The 21,360-nt window shown below is 63.0% G+C and carries 18 protein-coding genes and 1 pseudogene; 13 read left to right on the plus strand and 6 right to left on the minus strand.

The window, feature by feature from the left end:
* Positions 1-237 precede the first annotated feature (237 nt).
* From QO058_RS30770 to QO058_RS30790, 5 genes are all read left to right on the plus strand, one after another.
* Positions 238-966 carry a GntR family transcriptional regulator gene (locus QO058_RS30770; RefSeq protein WP_284173256.1) on the plus strand — a complete coding sequence of 243 codons (729 nt, stop codon included), beginning with the start codon at positions 238-240 and terminating at the stop codon, positions 964-966.
* Between the two features lie 16 nt (positions 967-982).
* Positions 983-3,319, plus strand: coding sequence for a molybdopterin-dependent oxidoreductase (locus QO058_RS30775; RefSeq protein ID WP_284173257.1), 2,337 nt, complete (start codon positions 983-985; stop codon positions 3,317-3,319).
* Positions 3,316-3,684 carry a RidA family protein gene (locus QO058_RS30780; protein WP_432212097.1) on the plus strand — a complete coding sequence of 123 codons (369 nt, stop codon included), beginning with the start codon at positions 3,316-3,318 and terminating at the stop codon, positions 3,682-3,684. The genes QO058_RS30775 and QO058_RS30780 overlap by 4 nt, the downstream gene beginning before the upstream one ends.
* A 282-nt stretch (positions 3,685-3,966) precedes the next feature.
* Complete coding sequence (locus QO058_RS30785) at positions 3,967-4,290, plus strand: acylphosphatase (RefSeq protein WP_284173261.1); 324 nt, start codon at positions 3,967-3,969, stop codon at positions 4,288-4,290.
* 399 nt (positions 4,291-4,689) lie between these two features.
* Positions 4,690-5,538, plus strand: coding sequence for a PD-(D/E)XK nuclease domain-containing protein (locus QO058_RS30790; protein ID WP_284173263.1), 849 nt, complete (start codon positions 4,690-4,692; stop codon positions 5,536-5,538).
* 54 nt (positions 5,539-5,592) lie between these two features.
* On the opposite strand, the gene QO058_RS30795 is transcribed toward QO058_RS30790, so the two are convergent.
* Positions 5,593-5,964: a helix-turn-helix domain-containing protein gene (locus QO058_RS30795; protein WP_284173264.1), complete on the minus strand. Its 372-nt coding sequence runs from the start codon at positions 5,962-5,964 to the stop codon at positions 5,593-5,595.
* Positions 5,965-6,012: 48 nt separating this feature from the next.
* Here QO058_RS30795 and QO058_RS30800 point away from each other — a divergent pair, with 48 nt between their 5' ends.
* A complete protein-coding gene (locus QO058_RS30800; protein WP_284173266.1) occupies positions 6,013-6,516 on the plus strand; it encodes an NADAR family protein in 504 nt (167 codons plus the stop codon).
* 1 nt (position 6,517) lies between these two features.
* Here the strand turns inward: QO058_RS30800 and QO058_RS30805 are convergent, their stop codons facing one another.
* The 5 genes from QO058_RS30805 to QO058_RS30825 all read right to left on the minus strand — a co-directional run bounded on the left by QO058_RS30805 (position 6,518) and on the right by QO058_RS30825 (position 13,612).
* The gene (locus QO058_RS30805; protein WP_284173267.1) at positions 6,518-7,471 is read right to left on the minus strand and encodes a PfkB family carbohydrate kinase; all 954 of its coding nucleotides are present in this window, start codon (positions 7,469-7,471) and stop codon (positions 6,518-6,520) included.
* Positions 7,472-7,609: 138 nt separating this feature from the next.
* Positions 7,610-9,442: a hypothetical protein gene (locus tag QO058_RS30810; RefSeq protein WP_284173268.1), complete on the minus strand. Its 1,833-nt coding sequence runs from the start codon at positions 9,440-9,442 to the stop codon at positions 7,610-7,612.
* Between the two features lie 9 nt (positions 9,443-9,451).
* The gene (locus QO058_RS30815) at positions 9,452-10,570 is read right to left on the minus strand and encodes a hypothetical protein (RefSeq protein WP_284173269.1); all 1,119 of its coding nucleotides are present in this window, start codon (positions 10,568-10,570) and stop codon (positions 9,452-9,454) included.
* A 7-nt stretch (positions 10,571-10,577) separates the two neighbouring features.
* Positions 10,578-12,485, minus strand: a complete 1,908-nt coding sequence (locus QO058_RS30820; RefSeq protein WP_284173270.1) for a hypothetical protein — start codon at positions 12,483-12,485, stop codon at positions 10,578-10,580.
* A 5-nt stretch (positions 12,486-12,490) separates the two neighbouring features.
* Positions 12,491-13,612, minus strand: coding sequence for a phosphoribosyltransferase-like protein (locus QO058_RS30825; RefSeq protein ID WP_284173271.1), 1,122 nt, complete (start codon positions 13,610-13,612; stop codon positions 12,491-12,493).
* Between the two features lie 428 nt (positions 13,613-14,040).
* Between QO058_RS30825 and QO058_RS30830 the strand changes: the two are divergent.
* From QO058_RS30830 to QO058_RS30855, 7 genes and pseudogenes are all read left to right on the plus strand, one after another.
* Positions 14,041-14,256 (plus strand): annotated as a pseudogene (locus QO058_RS30830) (FCD domain-containing protein); the annotation flags it as partial.
* Between the two features lie 259 nt (positions 14,257-14,515).
* Positions 14,516-15,361, plus strand: coding sequence for a helix-turn-helix domain-containing protein (locus QO058_RS30835; protein ID WP_284173272.1), 846 nt, complete (start codon positions 14,516-14,518; stop codon positions 15,359-15,361).
* A gap of 173 nt (positions 15,362-15,534) precedes the next feature.
* The gene (locus QO058_RS31290) at positions 15,535-17,442 is read left to right on the plus strand and encodes a xanthine dehydrogenase family protein molybdopterin-binding subunit (RefSeq protein WP_347976723.1); all 1,908 of its coding nucleotides are present in this window, start codon (positions 15,535-15,537) and stop codon (positions 17,440-17,442) included.
* On the plus strand, positions 17,360-18,460 hold the full coding sequence (locus tag QO058_RS31295) for a xanthine dehydrogenase family protein molybdopterin-binding subunit (RefSeq protein ID WP_347976789.1): 1,101 nt from the start codon (positions 17,360-17,362) through the stop codon (positions 18,458-18,460). The genes QO058_RS31290 and QO058_RS31295 overlap by 83 nt, the downstream gene beginning before the upstream one ends.
* The gene (locus QO058_RS30845; protein WP_284173273.1) at positions 18,457-19,284 is read left to right on the plus strand and encodes an FAD binding domain-containing protein; all 828 of its coding nucleotides are present in this window, start codon (positions 18,457-18,459) and stop codon (positions 19,282-19,284) included. The genes QO058_RS31295 and QO058_RS30845 overlap by 4 nt, the downstream gene beginning before the upstream one ends.
* Complete coding sequence (locus QO058_RS30850) at positions 19,272-19,796, plus strand: (2Fe-2S)-binding protein (protein WP_284173274.1); 525 nt, start codon at positions 19,272-19,274, stop codon at positions 19,794-19,796. The genes QO058_RS30845 and QO058_RS30850 overlap by 13 nt, the downstream gene beginning before the upstream one ends.
* Positions 19,789-21,330 (plus strand): AMP-binding protein, encoded by a 1,542-nt coding sequence (locus tag QO058_RS30855; protein WP_284173275.1) that lies wholly within the window; start codon positions 19,789-19,791, stop codon positions 21,328-21,330. The genes QO058_RS30850 and QO058_RS30855 overlap by 8 nt, the downstream gene beginning before the upstream one ends.
* The last annotated feature ends 30 nt before the right edge of the window (positions 21,331-21,360 follow it).

The raw sequence follows: 21,360 nt of genomic DNA on the forward strand, positions 1-21,360 counted from the left end.
GAACCAGGGGAGGAACGTCGGACTTGACGTGTCCCTACTTTTGTCGATTGCATACAATAATCAAGACAGCTAAGTTTCGTGTCGTCAATTCTCTTTGACGCGCAATTTTCGGAAAAAAATTCTCCGCACCGAATGGATCGTCCGTTCAGGCGGACAACTCCCGGTTGCCTGAAGAGTGAGTATGATCTTGCAGGGAATCGGGGATGCCGGGAGCGGCGCGAAAATGGAGGCGGAAGCGTGACGGTGCCGTTCAGCCTGCCGATGCTGGAAGCCTCAGTGCGACGTGTAGCGGCCCAGCCGCTGCCCCAGCAGATCGCAGCCCATCTGCGCGAGCTGATCATCCATGACGAGCTGAAGCCGGGGGAGCGCGTCCGCGAGCAGCCTCTGTCGCTGGAGCTCGCCGTGTCGCGCACGCCCTTGCGCGACGCCCTGAAGATCCTCGCGGTCGAGCGGCTCGTCGACCTGCACCCGAACCGCGGGGCGACTGTCGCCAATCCGAGCGTGGAACAGCTGCGCGACCTGCTGCGGGTCTACTCGACCATGGAGGGGCTTGGCGGGCAGGTGGCCTGCGAGCGTGCCGTGCAGGCCGATATCGATGCCGCCCACCGCTGGCACCAGGAGATGGTCGGGGCCTTCGAACGGCGCGACAAGCTCGGCTATTTCCGCGCCAACCAGGCCTTTCACCTCGGCATCATCGGCGCGTCGCGCAACGCCTCGCTGATCGAAGTGCACGGCCAGCTCAATCTGCGCCTGCACCGCGTGCGCTACCTCGCGATCATGCAGCGGAAGGACTGGACCTTCGTCAGCAACCAGCACGAGGCGATCATTGAGGCGCTCGACAAGCGCGACGGCGCTTTGCTCGGCCGGCTCCTCGTCGAGCATTTCTCCAGCGCCTGGCGGGCGCTGGACCTGCTCGAAGCCCAGCAGGCGACGCTGGCCGGCGCGCCTGCCGCAGCGCAGCTTTAAAACGCCGGAGGACGAGATGCTGCCGCAGCCCGACCGACCGACACTGGCGACACATTGGGGTACCTACCGGGTCCGGATGGAGGCGGGGCGTCCCGTCGCGCTCGACCCTTTCGAGGCCGATCCCGACCCCTCGCCGATCGCCTCGGCGATGCTGGAGGCGCGTACCGCCCCGGCGCGTATCCTGCGGCCGGCGGTGCGGCGCTCCTTCCTGGAACGGGGTCATGCCGCCGGCGGGGAGGGGCGCGGCGGCGAGCCCTTCGTCGAAGTGGGCTGGGATGAGGCGCTGGCGCTCGTCGCAGGCGAGCTCGACCGGGTGCGCAGCCGGCATGGCAACGGCGCGATCTATGGCGGCTCCTATGGCTGGGCCAGCGCCGGGCGTTTCCACCATGCGCAGAGCCAGGTCCACCGCTTCCTCAACACCATCGGTGGCTATACCCGTTCGGTCCAGAACTACTCCTTCGCCGCCGCCGACACGATCCTCCCGCATGTGATCGGCGATCGCCGGGGCCTCGCCGGCGGCCATACGCCCTGGCGGCTGTTGGCCGGGCATGCAGAACTGATCGTGATGTTCGGCGGCGCCTCGCCGAAGAATGCGCAGGTCTCCTCCGGCGGGCTCAGCCGCCACGCGTTGCGCGAGGGCATCCTGGCCTGCCGCGACAAGGGCGCCGAGCTGGTCTCGATCAGCCCGATCCGTGACGACACGGCGCTGGAGGCGGGCGCGCAATGGTGGGCGCCGCGACCGCAATCGGATGTCGCGCTGATGCTCGGCCTTTGCCACACGCTACTGAGCGAGAACCTTCACGATCGCGGCTTCCTCACGCGCTGCACCACCGGTTTCGACAAGGTCGAGGCCTATCTGACCGGCGCTGCCGACGGCACGCCCAAGACGGCGGACTGGGCCTCGGCGCTCTGCGAGGTTCCGGCCGACGACATCCGCGCGCTCGCCCGCAAGATGGCGGCGAAGCGGACCTTCGTCATGATGTCCTGGTCGCTGCAGCGCGCCGACCATGGCGAGCAGCCCTATTGGATGGCGATCACGCTTGCGGCGATGCTCGGCCAGATCGGCCTGCCGGGTGGCGGCTTCGGCTTCGGCTACGGCTCGGTCAACGGCGTCGGCAATGCCGCGCAGGAGATCACCTGGCCGTCGCTGTCGCAGGGCGACAATCCGGTCGCCGACTTCATCCCGGTCGCGCGCATCGCCGACATGCTGCTCGATCCCGGCGGGGCCTATGACTTCAACGGCGAGCGCCGGGTCTACCCCGATATCAAGCTGGTCTACTGGGCCGGCGGCAACCCGTTCCATCATCATCAGGACCTGAATCGCCTGGTCTGCGCCTGGCAGCGGCCGCAGACGATCATCGTGCACGAGCCCTGGTGGACGGCGACCGCCCGCCATGCCGACATCGTCCTGCCCGTCACCACCCAGCTCGAGCGCAACGACATCGTCTGCGCCAATCGCGACCTGATGCTGGCGGCGTCGCACAAGGCGGTGGATCCGGCCGGCGAGGCGCGCGACGACTACGCGATCTTCTCCGGCCTTGCCGCACGGCTCGGCGTCGAAGAGGCTTTTACCGAGGGGCGCGACGAGGAGAGCTGGCTGCGCCAGCTCTACGGGCTGGCGCGCCAGCGCATCGCCGCGGCCAATCTCGACATTCCGGATTTCGACAGCTTCTGGCGCCAGGGCGTGACCCTGCTACCGGAGCCGGAAAACGTGAAGCCGCTGCTGGCCGATTTCCGGGCCGATCCACCGGTGCATCGGCTTGCAACGCCCTCCGGGCTGATCGAGCTCTTTTCCGAGCGGATCGCCAGTTTCGGCTACGAGGATTGCCTGGGTCACGCCGCCTGGCTGCCGTCGCAGGAATGGCTGGGCGCAGCCGCAGCGGAGCGCTTTCCGCTGCATCTGATCTCGAACCAGCCGGTGACCAAGCTACACAGCCAGTACGACCATGGCAGTCAAGCCCGCGACAGCAAGATCGCCGGGCGCGAGCCGGTGCGGATGCATCCGCAGGACGCAGCAAGCCGAGGCATGAAGGATGGCGACGTCGTCCGGATCTTCAATGATCGCGGCGCCTGCCTCGCCGGCCTGCGCGTTTCGGACGCGCTGCGCCCCGGCGTGGTGCAGCTCTCGACGGGGGCATGGTTCGATCCGCTCGAGCCTGGCAGGCCGGGAACGCTCGACAAGCATGGCAACCCGAACGTGCTGACGCCCGATCGCGGCACCTCGCGGCTGGGGCAGGGGCCGAGCGCCCATTCCTGCCTCGTCGAGATCGAAGCCTATCGCGGGCCGCTGCCCGAGATCACCAGTTATGCGCCGCCTGCAATCGTGCCGGCGGGCGTCGAAAAACCCGAATGAGGATAGCCGTGTCGACGACCGAGATCCGCCGCATCGATTCCAATGGCCGCCGCAGCCGCGTCGTCGTCCATAATGGCACGCTGCATTTCGCCGGCCAGGTCGCCGACGATTTCAGCGGCGACATCGGCCAGCAGACACAGCAAGCGCTCGCCCGCATCGACAAGCTACTGGCCGAGGGGGGCAGCGAGCGCAGCAAGGTCCTCAGCGCCACGATCTGGCTCAAGGACATGGCCGATTATGCCGGGATGAACGCAGTCTGGGACCGCTGGATCGATCCCGACCACGCTCCGGCCCGTTGCTGCGGAGTCGTCGAGATGGCCGATCCCAGGATCAAGGTCGAAATCATCCTGACGGCGGCGCAGTGATGCGGACATCGACCGTCAGGCCGTGGCCCCTTCTGGATCAAAGTCAAATGCCGGGTCACAAGCCCGTTTTTATTGAGCGCTTGCCGGCGCTCATTTGATATCGGCTCAGACTAAATTCAGTCGGGCCATGCGATCAAAAGAGCTTCAAGGCAGGCTTGCGCCACTTTCAGACATTGGGATCCCGCCCGGAAGCGGACATTCAAACGAGCGCGCCTTGAGAGTGGTCAAGACTGGGTGTTAGAATTCGTGGAGCGATTTCTTGACGGAAAAGCGCGGGATCGAATGGAGCTGCACATCAGCATTTCCGGACGGGTCCAGGGAGTTGGCTACCGGCAATGGTTCCGCGGCCGCGCCCTCACAGCTGGCGTAAGCGGTTGGGTGCGCAACTGCGTAGACGGCACCGTGGAAGCAGCGCTTTCCGGTCCAGCCGAAAGTGTCGAGCGATTAGTTCTTGAGGCGCGGCAGGGCCCCTGCGGCGCAGATGTCGAGGATATTCGTCGCCTAGAAGCTGCACCGCCGCGGTTGGATGGCGGCGGCCAGACCTTCTTCATTGCCGCGACCGATAGCTTTCCACGACAAGGGCGTGATATTCCTCATTCGCCTTAGCCAGTCGCCCTTGAAGTCCGGAGAGTTCGAGGAATTCGCCGACCCTGTAGGGCAGGGCCTCGATGCGCCAGTTGCAGACCTTCGTTCACGGCCAGCAAGCGGACATTCGTACACTGGGAACGGGCGTTGGTTCGGTGACTTCATAGGGATCGTCGAGCGCAGCGTCAGCTTCAGGGAGCCGTTAAGAGCCGTGACGCGCCCCTTCAGCTTCGGCAGCTCGGGCGCCTAGTTGGTTTTCATCTCGGTGGGCTCGTTCTGAAACTCGAACTTGGCCACGGCATTGGCGAGCGGCTTAAACATCGAGTTGCCCTTACGCGCCGGACAATCACCTCTGAAAGCTGCTATTCAGCGCCGAATGGATCGGGAGGAGCGCGAATGTCGGGTCGTGAGGAGCAGCTGTTGACTGCCAGCATCCAGGAGGCGCTGCACAAGGCTGGACTTGCCGAGGACAAGATCGGGGAGATCCTGGCCCGCACCAACGGCGATCCTGACGAGACAGAGAGCGAGCGGAAGTGGGATGCCGAGACGATGCTTCAGTACCATGTCGAGCAGCTGTATCGGGACGTTGGCATCCTCGCGGAGCGACTCAGCCTGCCACAGTTGGCCAAGGACATCCGAAAGGAGCGCAAGCGCCTGAAGCCGGCGAAGATGGTCGACATGGGCGTCACGCCAGACGGGGACTTCTACAGCACCACGCTCGGAAAACTGCGCGGCTACTTCAGATCGCTGTCGACCATCACGAAGGCCGGCGCCGTCAGCGGCCTGCAAGTGTTCCAGACAATTCTGGAAAACACCGCGATCATCATCCACGAGTCGAGGATTGACGCCAGCAACGAGGCGAAAGTCAGAAACGAGGTACTCAAGGTTCTGCGCTATTCGTTTCGGGATACGCTCAAAGAGGTCTCGGCGGCCAAGACATTTAAGGTCTACAAGCCGGATATCGGCGTTGCTTCATTGATGGCCGCCGTCGAATACAAGTACGTTGACTCGGAGACGGCGCTGAAGAAGGCGCTCGACGACATTTACGCCGATATGCGTGGCTACAGCGGGCACTACGACTGGCGGACATTTTATGCGGTCATCTACATGACCGCGCCCTTTGCCCATCAAAAGGAATGGGAGGAAGAGTTCCGGTTCGCCAAGGCTGACGTCAACTGGACGCCGATCATTGTCAACGGGCCCGGCGAACGGAAGCGGAAGCCGAGAGCGCCCAGGTCCGACCTCGCGGCCGCGACTACGATGACTTAGAGGGCACCTACTTCCGCCTGGATCGGAGGATGCAGCAGGCCAGCCAGATGAAACCTATGGATTGGTCGCCCCTTTGGAGTTGGTGGCCTGGCGGATTTCAGCCAATTGTATGAGCAGCTGAAATAGACGATCGGCATCCTCCGGCGTTTGATCCCAAAGCTTGTAAAGGCCGTTCTGGAGACGTTGGAAATGAGGATTGACGGTCGGCAGTCCATCCTGAGGGGCTTCCGTTTTCAGCCCCAGCGCTTTGCAAATCTGCACCACGTTCTGGCTTACTGTCTTGAACTGGCCGCGGCAGATGCGGCTGGCCTGGCTGACGTCGACGTCGGCGGCACGCGCAATTTCGGAATACGACAGCCCTGAATCAGCGACCCGTTGCTGGATCGCAGCAACGAGTTTGCCCCTTGTCTTGCTGTCAATTTTCATGCATATTTGCATAAGATAGTTTCTGCTTATTTGCAAGGATCCGGGAGCATGGCAGAGCGGGCTGAGATCAAATTCTACAGGGCAAGCGACAAGCCCTACGGCCCATTCAGCAATCTGTTCCGGCGCCCGGTTGAGTTTGAGGGTGAGATCTACCCGACCTCAGAGCACGCCTATCAGGCCGGGAAGGCGCGAAAGGAAGCCGTAAAGAAATGGCTGATGGCAGCGCCGTCGCCAGCGCTGCTGGCAATGGCCGCGCACGGTCTCTACTATTGGGATGTCGCGCCCGGTTGGTCGCGGACCAAATTCGACCGGATGCGTCGCATTCTGCGCGCGAAATTCACCCAGCACGCCGACTTTCGTGAGCTCCTGCTTGGGACAGGAGATGCCCGACTGGTAGAAGCCGCCACCGAAGACAACCCGGTCAACCGCCTGTGGGGCGAAGTGAACGGGGTCGGCGAGAATATGCTCGGCAAGATGCTGATGGAGCTACGGTCGGAATTGTCCGCGGCCGAAATGCAGCAGCCTCAATCCGGCTTGGTTGCTGCGGAATAGGTTACGCGTTTGAGAAAGCGGCCACGGGCGCCAGCAACTCACGGTCGGCGCTGAGCAAGCGGCGCGCTGAGGCTGCGCCGCACTTTGCGAAGAGTCCACGCGCCCCTGCATAGGCGCAGTTGGCCGCGGCCAAACGTTGACCAGCGACAACGCCTTCCAGCAGATCGTCCATGGCCAGTGACTGCGTGCCGCGTCCGCGCTCGACGATCCAGTCAATGATACCCACACTGACCATGTCGCCGGACCCACAGGTATCCGTCACCTTAGGAGCCTGAACTGCGGCCGACCACTTCGACTGCTCACCTTGGCGTAGTTCGAGGCCATCAACGCCGTACGTCACTACCAGAATAGCGCCGTCCTTGAGGGGGACGGTTTCCAAACGTGCCGCGAGACGGTCAGACGAGTATTTCAGAATGTGGCTGCAGGTCACCGCTCGTTCGAACAGGTCCTGGTCATCGATGCTCGACGGCTCAAAATATACAATTGCGCCCGCCCTACTGGCTCGCTCCATGGCATCCACGATGGGCGCCGATATACGGTCCGCGTAAAAGACAAGGCACGACTCAAAAATATCGGCGGCCACGCGAACCTGATCGTCGTCGATCGACGCGTACTTCGGCAGCTCTTCCTCAGTCTCCGGGCATGTGAAGCTGAACGAATGCGCCCCTGAGCCTGTGTCGAGCTTCTGAGCCAGAACAGGGGAAGCTCGCTCCTCAGAGCGGGAGATGTAGCGAGTGTCCGCACCCGCCCGTTCGAATTCCCCGATGAGACATTGGCCCACCGCGTCGTCACCCAAGGCGATGACCGGAACCACAGCGCGATCGAGCATCGCCAGAGACACCAGCACGTTTCCGCACGAGCCGCCGAGCGCCTCGAACGCCATCACATCGTCCTGGTAGACCCGATCGAGAACCGTGAAGCCGGTTCCAGCGACATCGACCCCGCTATGCGTCATATGCCTGCCCTCCCAGGTTTCGATGGATTCAAATTTCTATCGCATCCTTGCTTAGCACTAGTCCAACGTTGAGCCTGACAATCCCCATTTCATCCGCGTCCAGCGCTTGCAGCAGGCGAAGTAGGGCGTCTGGTCCCCTTATTTCGGCTCCGAACAGTGACCAGCATGCACCGACCCGATCACACACTTCGTCAACGCTGATCCCCAGTGGTGTGCCGAGGAGGATATGATCATTGCCGGCCCTCCCCCGCTGTCACCGACACATAGAAACTTGGCATCCGCCGATTTGCTCCGCTTGGACAGAGCTTGCACCACTGCTGTCTTGCACGCGCTGGCGAGACAAATATCAAACGTGTGTGACGACTGAACGATCCGCAGATCGCCGGCGCCTCCAAACGCCTGCATAAACTCGCGCGCGAAGGACTCCGGTTCCCGGACGACCTCGAGGTCGATGGTGAGCTGAGGGCCGCTGTTTTTGAATTCCTGCTTGAACAGAAGGCCGGGACTGTCCCCGATCCATTTTGCCACATCGGCGATCCGCGGCGAAACCGGGGGCTTCTGCTTCTTGATGTCCACACTCAACGGCTGAAGGTAGGCACCGTTGTAATACCCGATCAAAATGTCGCGGTGATGCTCCTCCGGGATAAGTGGACGAAGATCGTCGCCAGCAGACTTACCTCGGCCCGTCGCGATCCCCAGCAGCAGTCCGAGTCCAAGAAGCCGACGGAGTTCGGTGATCAGCTCGTCTCGCGGCGGCCGGAATCGCCCCGCGTACGTTACGAGTGTGCCATCGTAGTCAAGGATCACTCCAGCGATGGCACTTGAGGACAGCCTCTCGGTGAACCCAAGGAACCGGGTCGTCAGATCCTCTTCGCGATTGCCGGGATGGTCGCGGCGGATAACGGCGGCCTGCTTCTGACGGACAGAGGGGTGTAGTCGCGCATTAACGACAGAAAGAGAAGGGGCATCGTAGATCGGGCGCGCAAAGGTGCCGGTTCCAGGCTTCCCGGGATCGATCCCTGACAGGCTCCCGAGCGCCTCCACAATAGTCAGCCCACGGAGAATCCCGAGCGCGTTCTGAAGGCGCCCGCAATTTCCATGGTCCAACGACGACACAGCGCAAATCGCTGGAACCTGCGTTGCGATATCTGCCCAGACCTCCATCGTCTCGGTGCCGGTCAACGCGATAATGGCGGTGTCATGGGCCCGCTTGTGCAACCAGACGTGTCGGCCGTGCGCGAAGTTCCGAAAATCCGTTCTTTGAACGGCGCAAACCGCGCACTCCCATAGCGACGTTTCAACGAGTGTCCCGATGGATGATAGGCGCGGATCTTCCAGAACGAGCAGCGTCGAACGCCCCGCAAACGGCGCCAGCAATTCCCGCATCGCCTCTCGTCGCGGCCCGTTCAGGATCTCCCGCGCAGCATCTCCGTAGGCCCTGGGCAACTCGTCTCCCACCGGGAATTCGGTGGCCTGATCGAATGCAAGGAGAAGAGCAGTGACAGCTCCGACAAGCGAATGCGTTGCGAGGAAGCCATCCTTCGGATCCCGCACGGGCACGATATGCACTTGAGCGGTGGGCTGGCCTGCGGCAGCTGCTACCAGCAGGCTGTCAGGCTTGCTGGTGACAATCTGGATCGAGGCAGCACCGCGTGCCACTGCCGCGTCGAATGCGGCCAGGATGTCGGGGTTTTCTCCATTCGCGGTGAAAAGCCAGACCTGCGTGGAAGCCAATGATGTCGACTCGATCACCATCTCCAAGGGGGTCTGTACCGAAGTCGGAGAACCGCCAACAGTCAGCCGGCACCTCGCCAGGTACGCAGCCGCAACAGCGGACCCGCCCGACCCGACAGCGATGGCGGGAGACAGCAACCCCTTCCTCAGAGCCTGGCTCAATGCACTGAGCTCCGCGTGCGAAACGGCTTCGACCGTTTGCATGAGAGCATCAAGCTTCTCAGAAAAAACCGTCATGCTCGCGCCTCAGACGGCCTCTGGTTCGGGGGCAGGTTCTTGCTGTTTGTAACTGGCGTATATCGGCCCATGGAGCCACACATGCACCGTCATGTCCGCGTGGTGCTCATGCCCATTGCCCATATGGTCGAAGTCATACCGAAGCGTCTCGACGTACTGAACGAGCAGATTGTGTTCGATGGCGGCCATCATGGCGCCAGCCGCCATCACCTTGCTCCCCAACGGTGAAAGAATAATTTGAGGCTCGAATATGCCGTCCACCGTGCGATCATATCGCTCCTTCAGGGTCGAAATCGTCCGATACGAGTCGAGCGGATTCCGCTCCGAAACATAGATCAAGTCCCGCGAGTCGAAGTCCCATTCATCCGTTAGCTGCGTGAGAAATTCTGTCAGTAGCTCGTCCGCTCGCCGTGGATTACGAGCAGGGAACGGCAGCAGCGGACAAATTTTGTAGACATCGTTGTGGCTCGCGCGAATTTTCTGCAGCTTGGCGGCTGATCCGTGCGCGAGGTGCGGCAACCAGATGCGAGCCACTGGCTTCGAAGCATATTCGACATTGATGCCGGCGAATCCGCGGACGTTGATCACCTGCGGCGACGGCTCGCCTAGAATCCTGGCATCGAGCTCGGGATTGGATGCGATCATCAAATGGAAGTTGAGGTTGTCGTCTCGCTCACAGTGTTCGAGGCAAAAGCGCGCTGCCGGAAAGGCGATGCCTAGAGAAAGGGCGCTCATATCCAGGACGACATCGGTCAGCTCTTCCGGCCACTCAAATCTCGCAAGCGTATCGCTCAGCCGCTGCCCGGCGACCGGGGCCCCGTCCTCAGCGAAGATTTGGATCTGCTGAACAACTCCATTCGGCACCAAACTTAGAAGCTCTTGCTCGTTCGTATCCGCTTCTGTCGTCAGGTTTGCAGCTGGATCGCCGCGCTCCTCACGAAGAAAAAGCGCGTGCAGTCGCGGCCCCATCGCAGCGGCGAGTTTTTCGGCGACACGCCGAGCCCGGGGATCGAAGCCCGCTCCCGCGATCAGAAGACACCGGGTCTTTGGGTCAGAGAAGTGCTCTTTTACGAAAACATCAACGCGCTCGTCGAAATGCGTGATGCAATTGCTCCAGTGGTCGCGCATGTTCGCCTCAGACTTCGTCGATAACGCGGGAGAGCGTTTCGGCGTCCCATTCGAGAAACCCGCCGCGATTGAGCGTAAGCCCGTAGGAAAGGCAGACAGGCCCCGCTAGCTCCAACAGGCACCAAGATTTGCCGCCCTGCCCGTAGCTGCGGACAGCAACCAGCGCACCGTAGGCGACGGCGAATTTCAGCACGAGCGAGGCCTCGCCGTCGTTCAGAAGCCGTTCCACTTCTTCGTCGGGAATCCCAATCGCGTTCGCGCCATAGCCGAGCGGAGCATTGGGCTGCAGCGACTTCTCCAGGCAGGCGCTCGCAATATTCGCGATCAGTCCTCGGATCTTTTTTATGAATGGGAAATTCCAGCCCCCGATGATCGCGTCCGCCTTTTCCTTCAGCGCGGCCTGTTGCTGCGCCGGCGTCAATGCGGGATCCTGGTTTCGGATGGCCTTGGTCTCCATCCTGTCGACCAGCGCGCCCGCCAGCTGAAGGAACAGCTCAGCGTTTTCGTTGCTCGCATCGCAAAGTGCGTCGAGCCCGTAATGAAACGGCCGCTGAAACTCAGAGTGGAGATACAGGCGAGCAGCCCCAGCAATATCCGCATCAGCCTTGAGGGGCTTTTTCGTCTCGGGCCCGTCATCACCAAACAGGCTCGGCGTGACCGATCTTAGCCTGACGGCATATCGGTTCAGCAGGACACGGCTCATCCCGAGCTGTACGTCCTCACCGACATCTGATGACTGCGCTCCCTTTGAGTATCGCAATACAATGTCGTCAATTTTCAAACGCCGCCCTTGCGGAATTTCCAGGCTGTTTTGCTCGCGGGAAACCTTGCGCTTCAGCTCCTCGAATTTGCCGGCGGGCAACGCGGGTGGCTCGGAACTGAGCAAGTCGCTGAAACGCGAAAAATTGCGAGCCTCCAGTGTCTCCACATGCCTAAGGTAGCGATCGGCCATGCCAGCCGCCATTTTGCGGAATTGGCTCCGCTCAATGCGCCTTTGTGTGGGGCTTTGCATGGCAATCGCGATGAAGTCTCTGTCGGGCTTCACTCCGGGATGCTCATCGACGAGCTTTGATTGGAAGACCGCTCCTGGCGACAAGGCGTCCATCCGCATCATCATCCACCGTCCGATCCTGATCTCGCGGCGGGTAAGGGCTCTGAAGAGCCCATCCAGCTGATCCGGATGCAGGCTGTGAACGTCGTCCAGGATAACGAGCGGCTTCAGCCGCGCCGCCTTTCCATTCCAATCGATTTCGATTTCCCGCAGCACCTCGAACGGCTGGTATGGTGAGCTTGCGTCAACAGAGAGGTCCTCGATCCGCGGCGGCACCAGCCGTGCACCGATGTCGTAGATTGCCCTCTCGACGGCCCTGGCGCGATCAAGCATCGCCATCGCATCGCTACCGCCGATCTGTTCGAGCTGGGAGGTCGCGTCATCGCGCGCAATCAGGCGAACGCCAGAGAGCTCGCGGCGACCATTAGCCGTCAGGTTCCTAAACAAGGCCAGGATCGCCCGCGCCTGGATCAGCGAGAGCAGCAGCTTGTTTTTGACTGTTTCGTCATAGGGGAGCTCCCAGAAGTCGCGATATTCGGACTCCATCGGAAGGCGGACAGCTGCGACTTGGGGAATGAGCTTATCGATGAAGCCGCTCTTGGAAAGCGCGGCAGCAAGCGTGCGACTGTTCTCGCTGCTTTGATCCCGAACGATCGCTTCAACCATTCGAAATTCGACCAGGCTTGCCATCATGGTCTTGCCACTGCCTGGACTGCCGACGACACGCACCGGCATTTCAAACAGCCGCGCCTTGTCAGGATTATTGCCGACAAACGTGATCAAGGGCTCGGGACTGACGATCGACAGAAACGCCGATGCATCCCGAATATACTCGGTCGCTCGCCGCAGAAATGGATTAGCCATGTACCTTATCCGTGCCGATCGCGGCGATGGAACAGTGATCGCATCGGGTGCGCGCCGCCTTTTCCATCCGTGTCCGCCCACAAAAGAGGGATGCTATTGTTGGGAGTGTTATGCTCTAAGACAATCGGCAACGCGCAGTCGGCATAACCGAACGCCATAGTTGTCTGCCCATTTTCTTCGCAGTGCTTTCTGAGTCGCTCAAACAATTGATTGTCATAATACTTCGTGCATAGATTGATCATCGCTCCGTCGGTGGCCGGAGACACCGGCAAGGTTGTCGGCAGCAGCAACCCTTCAGAGATCGCCCAGCTGCCGTATGTGCGCTGCTCCCACGCCTCGGCAGCCTTCAATCGATCGTTCAAATTTTTCTTGGCTTGCGCACTTGATATATAATGATGAATATGAAGATCGAAATTATCGACGATCGGAAATTGTTCTTTCAATTCATTCTTTGCATTAACGATTATATCGTTGAATTTCTTTAGCTTACCCTTCCACTTCCCTCCCACGTTTCGAATAAACGTTGTGCCAGACGCTGTAAAATCATCGATCAAATACACGCTGTCGAACTTCTCGCCGGGCTGCATACCCTGATCGCCTTCGAGATTCTCGGCCAGATCTCGCCATTTATCGAAATCCACATTAAGTATCGGCACAACCTGCTCTTGCGAGAGACGCCCAGAGTTCGCGCGGCGCAATACGTCGATGCGACTCCCATCGCTCATACCGACGAACAAGGTCTTCCGCAGACGCTTGCGAAACGTTTCGGCCCCTTTTTTTGTGGCCCACACATCGTAGGCGGGGATTCCCAGGTCTTGCCCAACGATCTGGCGCAAGTTCGGGGTCAGAATTTCGGGAACGAAAGCTTCGATGAGGCACTGCATCTCAGCAACCGAAATGTAAACGAGACGCTCGCGGATAAAGCGGAATGCGACCTCACGGTCTTCCGGCTCAAATTGCTTCAGCCAGGTCGCCAAACTTTCGACAAAACGAATGCCAGCCCTGAAATCCGAATAACTATCGTATTTCACCGTGCTCATAAGCCGAAGCCACGCATACTCCCGGGTCGCCTCGCTCTGCGAATCGTCGGCCCAGCCCATAATCTCAGCGATGAGGCTGAGCGCCATACGGTTATTCAAGCATCCCCCTACGAACTGCGGCAATCGATTGTGTTTTGAGTCCGGACCGCAATGCCCTTCCGACGCGACAAAGGCTTATTATCGGAATGATTCGTATCGTTGCACAAGCGATGCGGGAATTCTTGAATACTGTGGGGCACCGCTGCAAAAGGCTCCGAGCAAGAAAGCGACCCGTCGACCTGTAAAGCAGCCTCCGCACCCTTGGCCTTTGAGGAGTACGCTCGGTTAGCCTGCCCGAAACCGGACGCTCCAGACGTCAGGAAGGGGCCAAACTTCCCCGTCCGCGAGCTTACGTCGTGGTTTCAGTCCCGTTCAATATGAATGCGCCAGCATGCGGCCGCCCAACTTAAGTTCCATAATCTTCCTTATGCGAATGCGTCTTCCCAGCGCAAAGTTAAAATGTCTCACCGTGGCAGGCGCTGAAGAACCACATCAGCGTGGGCATGAAGCTTCATGGCCTCTCGCTGTTGGGGCCAGCAGGCGGGCTGGCCGGGGTGCTGGGTGAGCACGGCGCCATTTTTGCTGCGATCCGCGACCGACGGAAGGATGATGCGCGTCATGCGATGCGCAATCATATCCAAGGTTCCTGCAACCGCCTGTTCGAGGGCAAGGTTCTCGACTTGGCATTGTGAGGAACTGTCAGTGAGACTGCCCTTCCGGGTTTTGCATCCGATTTCCAGCAGTGGCGCAGAATGTCCACAACGAGAGTTCGTGCGAGACTGGACCCCGCGAGCGTACACACCAGACGGCCGCTTGCGGCGGGCACTTGCATGGGTCAATGCTTGTCCCCAAACTGGGAAGCATTACCTAGGCTGGTCACGAAAATCTGGCCCAAGTGCAAGTGACAGTGCGAAAACACAGGCACCTGCGCGAACTCGGCAAGGAAACGGCATGTCTGATGCCTTGCGCATCGCGCATGGAGCCTTCGGGCGGGTGGCGCTGCTTGACATGGACCGAAGTCTGGTCCGGCACGCGCACCCCCATTGCCATGTCCTGCTCAAGGTCGATGGCGACGACACCCAGTTCCTGGTCGGCGACGATGTCGCGCCCCTGACCGATGATCTCGCCGTGCTGGTCAATGCCTGGGCGAGCCATGCCTATATCCACGATCCGCGCCGGAAGAATGCGCTGATTTTGGCGCTTTATATCGAGCCCGGCTGGCTGCGCAGCTTCAGGCCAAACTGGGCGGCGAGCGGTGCTCCGGGCTTCTTCGAGCACTCGGCCGGCGAGGTCACGGCCCATATCCGCCAGACGGCGCTCGATCTCGCAGCCGAGATGGTTCACGAGCCCGGCGCATCGCGCCGGCAGGAGGACCTGCTGTCGGAGCTAATGATCGCGGTGATCGAGCGCTTCACGCCCTGGCGCACCATCGGCGCGTCGCTGCGCGAAATCGCCCGCGCCAATTCGATCGACTGGCGCGTCGGCCGCGCCATCTCGCTGATGCGGAGCGATCCGGCTGCCTCGCCAAGTGTCGACAAGCTGGCGAAGGAGGCCGGTCTTTCGCGCGCGCATTTCTTCCGCGTCTTCGAGGATTCGACCGGCGTGACGCCACATGTCTTCCTGAACGTCGTCAAGGTCGAGATGGCGGTGGGGGCAATCGTCGAGGGCGACGAAACCTTCTCGGCGATCTCGGACCGACTCGGCTTCAGCGTGCCTGCCCATTTCACCCGCTTCTTCCGCGATCATTGCAGCGTCGCGCCGAGCGCCTTCAGGCAGGTGGCGCGGCTGGGCAGGTAGGCCGCCTTCCGCCGTCTCCGTTATTTTGAGACTTTTCGGTAAGTCGCGAGACCCTGCGGGATCGCGCGACGACCGCTGATCGCCGAGTCTCCTGCCCCAGACGCCCTTCAAGAGTGCGTCATCGGGAGTAGGCGTCGGTGCGGCCAGAGACGATTTCATGGACGGGACAATCGGTGGAGCGCGTCGAGGACGCGGCCCTGCTGACCGGTCGTGGCCGTTTCATCGACGATCTCGGGATCAGGCCCGGCACGCTCCATGCCGCCATCCTGCGCTCGCCCCATGCCCATGCCGACATCCTCTCCATAGACAGCGCGGCCGCCGCTGCCATGCCGGGCGTCGCCGCGATCGTCACGGGGCATGACCTCGCGAGGCTGACGACGCCGATGGTGGCCGGCCTCAAGGTCGCGGTCGAGAATTGGCCGATGGCGGTCGAGCGCGTGCGATATGTCGGCGAGCCGGTCGCGATCGTCGTCGCGCTGGACCGCTATCTCGCCGAGGACGCGCTGGACGCGATCGAGATCGAATATGGCCCACTGCCCTGTGTCATCGATCCGCTGGCGAGCCTTGAGGCCGATGCGCCGGTCCTCCACGACAAAGCCGGGGCCAATCTCGTCAGCGACCGGTCCTTTCGCTATGGCGAGCCGGAGGCCGCCTTCGCGGCAGCCGCGCACCGCGTCGAAGTCTCCATCGCCTATCCGCGCAACACCGGCTCGCCGATGGAGACCTTCGGCGTCGTCGCCGACTACGATCCCCATGAGGACGCCTACGAGATCCTCGCCAATTTCCAGGGGCCGTTCAGCATCCATGCGGTGATGGCGCGCTGCCTGAAGGTCCCCGGCAACCGGCTGCGCCTACGCATGCCGCCGGATTCGGGCGGCAGCTTCGGCGTCAAGCAGGGCGTCGCGCCCTATGCGGTGCTGATCGGCGTCGCCGCGCGGATGGCGGGGGCCCCGGTCAAGTGGATCGAGGACCGGCTGGAGCATCTGAGCGCCGCAGTGGCGGCGACGAACCGCGTCACCACGCTGAAGGCCGCCGTCACGAGCGAGGGCCGCATCACTGCGCTGGACTGGGACCAGGTCGAGGATTGCGGCGCCTATCCGCGGGCGCCCGAGCCCGCCACGCTCTACCGCATGCATGGCAACCTGACCGGGGCCTACGACATTCGGAATCTCGCCATCCGCAACCGCGTCGTGCTGACCAACAAGGCTCCGACGGGTCTCGTGCGCGGCTTCGGCGGCCCACAGGTCTACTATGCGCTGGAGCGGCTGATGCAGCGCATCGCCGTCGAGCTCGGGCTTGATCCGCTGGCCGTCATCCGCGCCAACCTCATTCAAAGCGGGGCGTTTCCTTATCGCACGGCCTCGGGCGCGCTCTACGATTCCGGCGACTATGTGAAGGCAGTTGATCTCGCTACGGCCGAAGGCCGGCTCGCCAAGCTGGAAAGGCGTCGCGACGAAGCCCGCGCCGCCGGCAGATGCTACGGCATCGGCTTTGCCGCGGCCGTCGAGCCCAGCGTTTCCAATATGGGCTATATCACCACGGTCCTGACCGCCGCCGAGCGGAAGAAGGCCGGGCCCAAGAACGGCGCGCAGGCGACGGCAACCGTGTCGCTCGATCCCGTCGGCTCGGTCAGCGTCCATGTCGCCTCGGTGCCGCAGGGACAGGGCCATCGCACGGTGCTGGCGCAGGTCGTGGCCGATGTCTTCGGCCTGCCCCGTGAGGCGGTCAACGTCGTCGCCGATCTCGATACGGGCAAGGACGCCTGGTCGATCGCATCGGGGAATTATTCGAGCCGCTTTGCGGCCGCCGTCGCCGGTACAGCGCATCTGGCTGCGACCCGCCTGCGCGACAAGCTGGCTGCTATCGCCGGAAGCCAGCTCGACGTCCCGCCCGGGCAGATCGGCTTTGCCGGCGGCGCCGTCTTCGCCAAGGGCGACGCGGCCAACACGCTCCCCCTTCGGCCGCGTCGCCGCTCTTTCGCACTGGTCGCCTGCGCTGCTGCCCGACGGCGTCGACCAGGCGATCCGCGAGACCGCCTTCTGGACGCCCCCGGAGCTGTCCGCTCCAACCGAGATCGATGAGGTCAATTCCTCGCTCTGCCATGGCTTCATCTTCGACATGGCCGGCGTCGAGGTCGAAGTCGAAACCGGCAAGGTCCGCATCGATCGCTATGTCACCATGCATGACTGCGGGCGCGTGCTGCATCCCGGCATGGTCGAAGGCCAGATCAGGGGCGGCTTCGCGCAGGCGCTCGGCGCGACCTTCTACGAGGAACTCGCCTATGCCGATGACGGCGCTTTCCTGACCGGCACCTTCGCCGACTACCTGCTGCCGACCGCGACCGAAACGCCCGATATCGAGATCCTGCATATCGAGACGCCCTCGCCCTTCACGCCGCTCGGCGCCAAGGGCGTCGGCGAAGGCAATTGCATGTCGACGCCGGTCTGCCTCGCCAATGCGGTGGCCGACGCGCTCGGCGTCGCGGAACTGAACCTGCCGCTGACCCCTGCCCGCGTCGCCGCGCTAATCGCCGCTCCGGAGCCCGCTTTGCCCGAGGCCCATCGCGACCGGGGGGCCGGCCTGGGCGCAGCCAAGCCCGGCGATCGCACGCTGCGCGGCGAAGGGCAGGCCAGGGTAGCGGCCACGCCGGAAGCGATCTGGGCGATGCTGCTCGACGCCGACCAGCTGGCCTCGATCATCCCCGGCTGCAATGGCGTCAGGAAGCTTTCGGAGACGTATTTCAAGGCCGATGTGACGCTCGGCGTCGGTCCGGTGAAGGGTCGCTACAAGGCCGAGATCAAGCTCTGCGACCTCGATCCGCCAAAGGCCGCGACGCTGACCGGCTCGGTCTCCGGCGCGCTCGGCACCGGCGGCGGTTCCGGCCGCGTCAGCCTGTCGCCTGGCGAAGACGGGCTCACCATCATCTCCTATACCTATGAAGCGGCGGTCGGCGGCAAGGTCGCGGCCATTGGCGGACGCCTGCTCGATGGCGCGGCCAAGGCGATCATCGGACAGTTCTTCGCGGCGCTCGCGCGCAAGGCTGCCCCCGAAAGCGCGAAGACCGGCTTCTTCGCCCGCCTGTTGCGGAGGCGGGCATGAAGCCCGCCGCTTTCGACTATATCCGCGCCAGCGACCTCTCCGAGGCGCTGGATGCGCTCAGCCGACACGGATCGGACGCCCGCATCATCGCCGGCGGACAGTCGCTGCTGCCGATGCTGAACATGCGGCTGGCGAAGCCCGCCGTGCTGATCGACGTGATGGGCATTCCCGGGCTCGACCAGGTTCGGCGCGAAGGCGATGCCATCGTGGTGCCCGCCGGGGTGCGGCAGGCCGCGCTGATGCGCAGGCCCAACCTCGCTGCCGAACTGCCGCTGCTGGCGGCTGCCCTGCCCTGGCTCGGGCACTACCAGACACGGGCGCGAGGCACCGTCTGCGGCTCGGCCGCCCATGCCGATCCAAGCGCGGAGATTCCGCTCTGTCTCGTGGCGCTCGACGGCGAGATCAGGCTGCGCTCGCGCAAGAAGAGCCGAACCGTGAAAGCGAGCGCTTTCTTCGCCGGCATGATGGTGACCGACAAGAGCGACGACGAGCTGATCGAGGCGGTCGCCTTCCCGACCGCCAAGGCCGGAACCGGTCATGCCTTCAAGGAGGTCGCGCGCCGCCACGGCGATTTCGCCATCGTCGGCTGCGCGGCGGTCGCGACGCGCGATGCGATCCATTTTGCGGTTGCCGGCGTCGCCGACAAGCCTGAGCGCCGCAGCTTCCCACTGCTTGAAGGCACCGCGCTCTCCGACGCGCTCAATGCCTTCGCCTGGGACCTCGACGCACGCGACGATGTCCATGCCACGGCCCGTCTGCGCCGCAACCTGGTGCGTTCGCTTGGCCGCGACACGATCGCGGAGGCGCTGTCATGTCGCGCCTGAGCGCCACGACGCGCCATCGCGTCGCCTTCATGCTGAACGGCAGGCCGGTTTCACTGGAGGCGGAACCGCGCCTGCTCGCGACCGATGCGCTGCGCCATGACCTTGGCGCCACCGGAACCCATGTCGGCTGCGAGCATGGCGTCTGCGGGGCCTGCACCATCCAGATCGACGGCGCGCCGGCGCGTGCCTGCCTGACGCTAGCGGTCCAGCTCGAGGGCTGCGAGGTCAGGACGGTTGAAGGGCTCGCGCCCGCTGCCGACAGGCTCTCGGTGATGCAGGCGGCCTTCCGCCGTCATCACGCTTTGCAATGCGGATTCTGTACCGCCGGCATCCTGATCTCGCTCGACGCCTTTCTGCGCGAGCAGCCTCATCCGAGCGAAGAGCAGCTGCGCGAGGTCGTCGGCGGCCATCTCTGCCGCTGCACCGGCTATACGCCGATCATCCGGGCCGCGCTCGAAGCCGCCGCCCAGCTGCGCGCCGCGCCGTCCCTCCCGGAAGCTGCACATGTTTGATCTCGGCACCAGCTTCATGGCCAGCGTCGCACGCGATCCCGATGCGCTCGCCATCGTCGATGGCGATGTCCGGCTGAGCTATTCGCAATGGCTTAGGCGCATATCGTCGCTGGTCGCGTCCTTCGACGGCATGGGCCTGAAGGCGGGCGACCATGTCGTCACGGTGCTTCAGAACCGCTGGGAGGCGGCGAGCCTGCATTGGGCCTGCCAGTTTGCCGGGCTGACGATCGTGCCGATCAACTGGCGCGCCAAGCCCGACGAGATCGATTTCGTCATCGAGAATTGCGAGGCTAGGGCGATCGCGTTCGAGGCGGTCGCCGGGCAGGCCATGGCCGAGAGCCGGCTCGCGACCTCAATCCCGCGCATCTCCATCGGCGCCGATGCGAGGCCGGCGGAGCTGACATTTGCCGAGATGGTGGCCGTGCCAGCTCCAACTGCGACTCCGCGCGCGCGCGCCGATGCCTGGTCGCTGATGCTCTATACCTCCGGCACCACGGCCAAGCCCAAGGGCGTGCCGCGCCGACACCGGGCCGAGCGTATGGCGGGCCTCGCCCATGTCGCCCAGAATCTCTATGCGCATGGCGAACGCACGCTCGGCGTCATGCCGCTCTATCACACCATGGGCGTGCGCTCGCTGATTGCCATGTCGCTGATCGGCGGCGTCTTCGTCTGCCTGCCACGCTTCGACGTGGGCCAGGCGCTGGCGCTGATCGAGGCGGAAGCGATCACCAACCTCTATCTCGTGCCGACGCTCTATCACGACGTCGTCCACCATCCGCGCTTCGCTCAGACGGACGTCACCAGCGTGCGCAAGCTCGGCTTCGCGGGCGCGCCGATGACGGACGGACTGCTCAACAAGCTCACCGAGGCCTTTTCGCCGGAGCTCTTCGTCAATCACTACGGCTCGTCGGAAATCTACACCTTCACGATCAACCAGAAGGCCGCGGCCAAGCCCGGCTGCGCCGGCAAGGCCGGGCTGAATCAGCTCATCCGCGTCGTCAAGCTCGGCGCGGTCTCGGCGCGCGATCTCGCCGCTCCCGGCGAAGAGGGCGAGATCGTCGCGCTGGCCGCGAGCGACGAGGCCTTCGAGGGCTACTGGAAGCGCCCCGAGGCCGATGCCAAGTCACTGCGCGACGGCTGGTACTTCACCGGCGACACCGGCTTCTTCGATGCCGAGGGCGACCTCTACGTCTCCGGTCGCGTCGACGACATGATCATCACCGGCGGCGAGAACGTCTCGCCGGTCGAGATCGAAAGCTGCCTCTCGCTGCACCCCGGCGTCTCCGAGGTCGCCGTCGTCGGCCTGCCCGACGAGCGCTGGGGCAAGATCGTCGTCGCCTTCGTTCAGCGCGCCGGCCCGGTCACCGCCGAAGAACTCGACCAACACTGCAAGGCGACCGGGCTCGCCAATTTCAAGCGCCCGCGCCGCTTCGAATTCATTCAGGCAATCCCGAAATCGCCCGTGGGCAAGCTGCTGCGCCGCCAACTCGTCGCCGGCGAGTACGAACCCGAACCCGGCCTCACCGCCGAATGATCGCCTCATCCCCCGTCCCCGACCGAAAGG

The organism is Bosea vestrisii (genome assembly GCF_030144325.1).
Taxonomy (GTDB): Bacteria; Pseudomonadota; Alphaproteobacteria; order Rhizobiales; family Beijerinckiaceae; genus Allobosea; species Allobosea vestrisii_A.

Bases quoted from the DNA above. Each gene is read 5' to 3' on its own strand.
- QO058_RS30775 (WP_284173257.1), top strand. From the start codon at position 983: ATGCTGCCGCAGCCCGACCGACCGACACTGGCGACACATTGGGGTACC.
- QO058_RS30780 (WP_432212097.1), top strand. From the start codon at position 3,316: ATGAGGATAGCCGTGTCGACGACCGAGATCCGCCGCATCGATTCCAAT.
- QO058_RS30785 (WP_284173261.1), top strand. From the start codon at position 3,967: ATGGAGCTGCACATCAGCATTTCCGGACGGGTCCAGGGAGTTGGCTAC.
- QO058_RS30795 (WP_284173264.1), bottom strand. From the start codon at position 5,964: ATGAAAATTGACAGCAAGACAAGGGGCAAACTCGTTGCTGCGATCCAG.
- QO058_RS30800 (WP_284173266.1), top strand. From the start codon at position 6,013: ATGGCAGAGCGGGCTGAGATCAAATTCTACAGGGCAAGCGACAAGCCC.
- QO058_RS30805 (WP_284173267.1), bottom strand. From the start codon at position 7,471: ATGACGCATAGCGGGGTCGATGTCGCTGGAACCGGCTTCACGGTTCTC.
- QO058_RS30810 (WP_284173268.1), bottom strand. From the start codon at position 9,442: ATGACGGTTTTTTCTGAGAAGCTTGATGCTCTCATGCAAACGGTCGAA.
- QO058_RS30815 (WP_284173269.1), bottom strand. From the start codon at position 10,570: ATGCGCGACCACTGGAGCAATTGCATCACGCATTTCGACGAGCGCGTT.
- QO058_RS30820 (WP_284173270.1), bottom strand. From the start codon at position 12,485: ATGGCTAATCCATTTCTGCGGCGAGCGACCGAGTATATTCGGGATGCA.
- QO058_RS30825 (WP_284173271.1), bottom strand. From the start codon at position 13,612: ATGGCGCTCAGCCTCATCGCTGAGATTATGGGCTGGGCCGACGATTCG.
- QO058_RS30835 (WP_284173272.1), top strand. From the start codon at position 14,516: ATGTCTGATGCCTTGCGCATCGCGCATGGAGCCTTCGGGCGGGTGGCG.
- QO058_RS30845 (WP_284173273.1), top strand. From the start codon at position 18,457: ATGAAGCCCGCCGCTTTCGACTATATCCGCGCCAGCGACCTCTCCGAG.
- QO058_RS30850 (WP_284173274.1), top strand. From the start codon at position 19,272: ATGTCGCGCCTGAGCGCCACGACGCGCCATCGCGTCGCCTTCATGCTG.
- QO058_RS30855 (WP_284173275.1), top strand. From the start codon at position 19,789: ATGTTTGATCTCGGCACCAGCTTCATGGCCAGCGTCGCACGCGATCCC.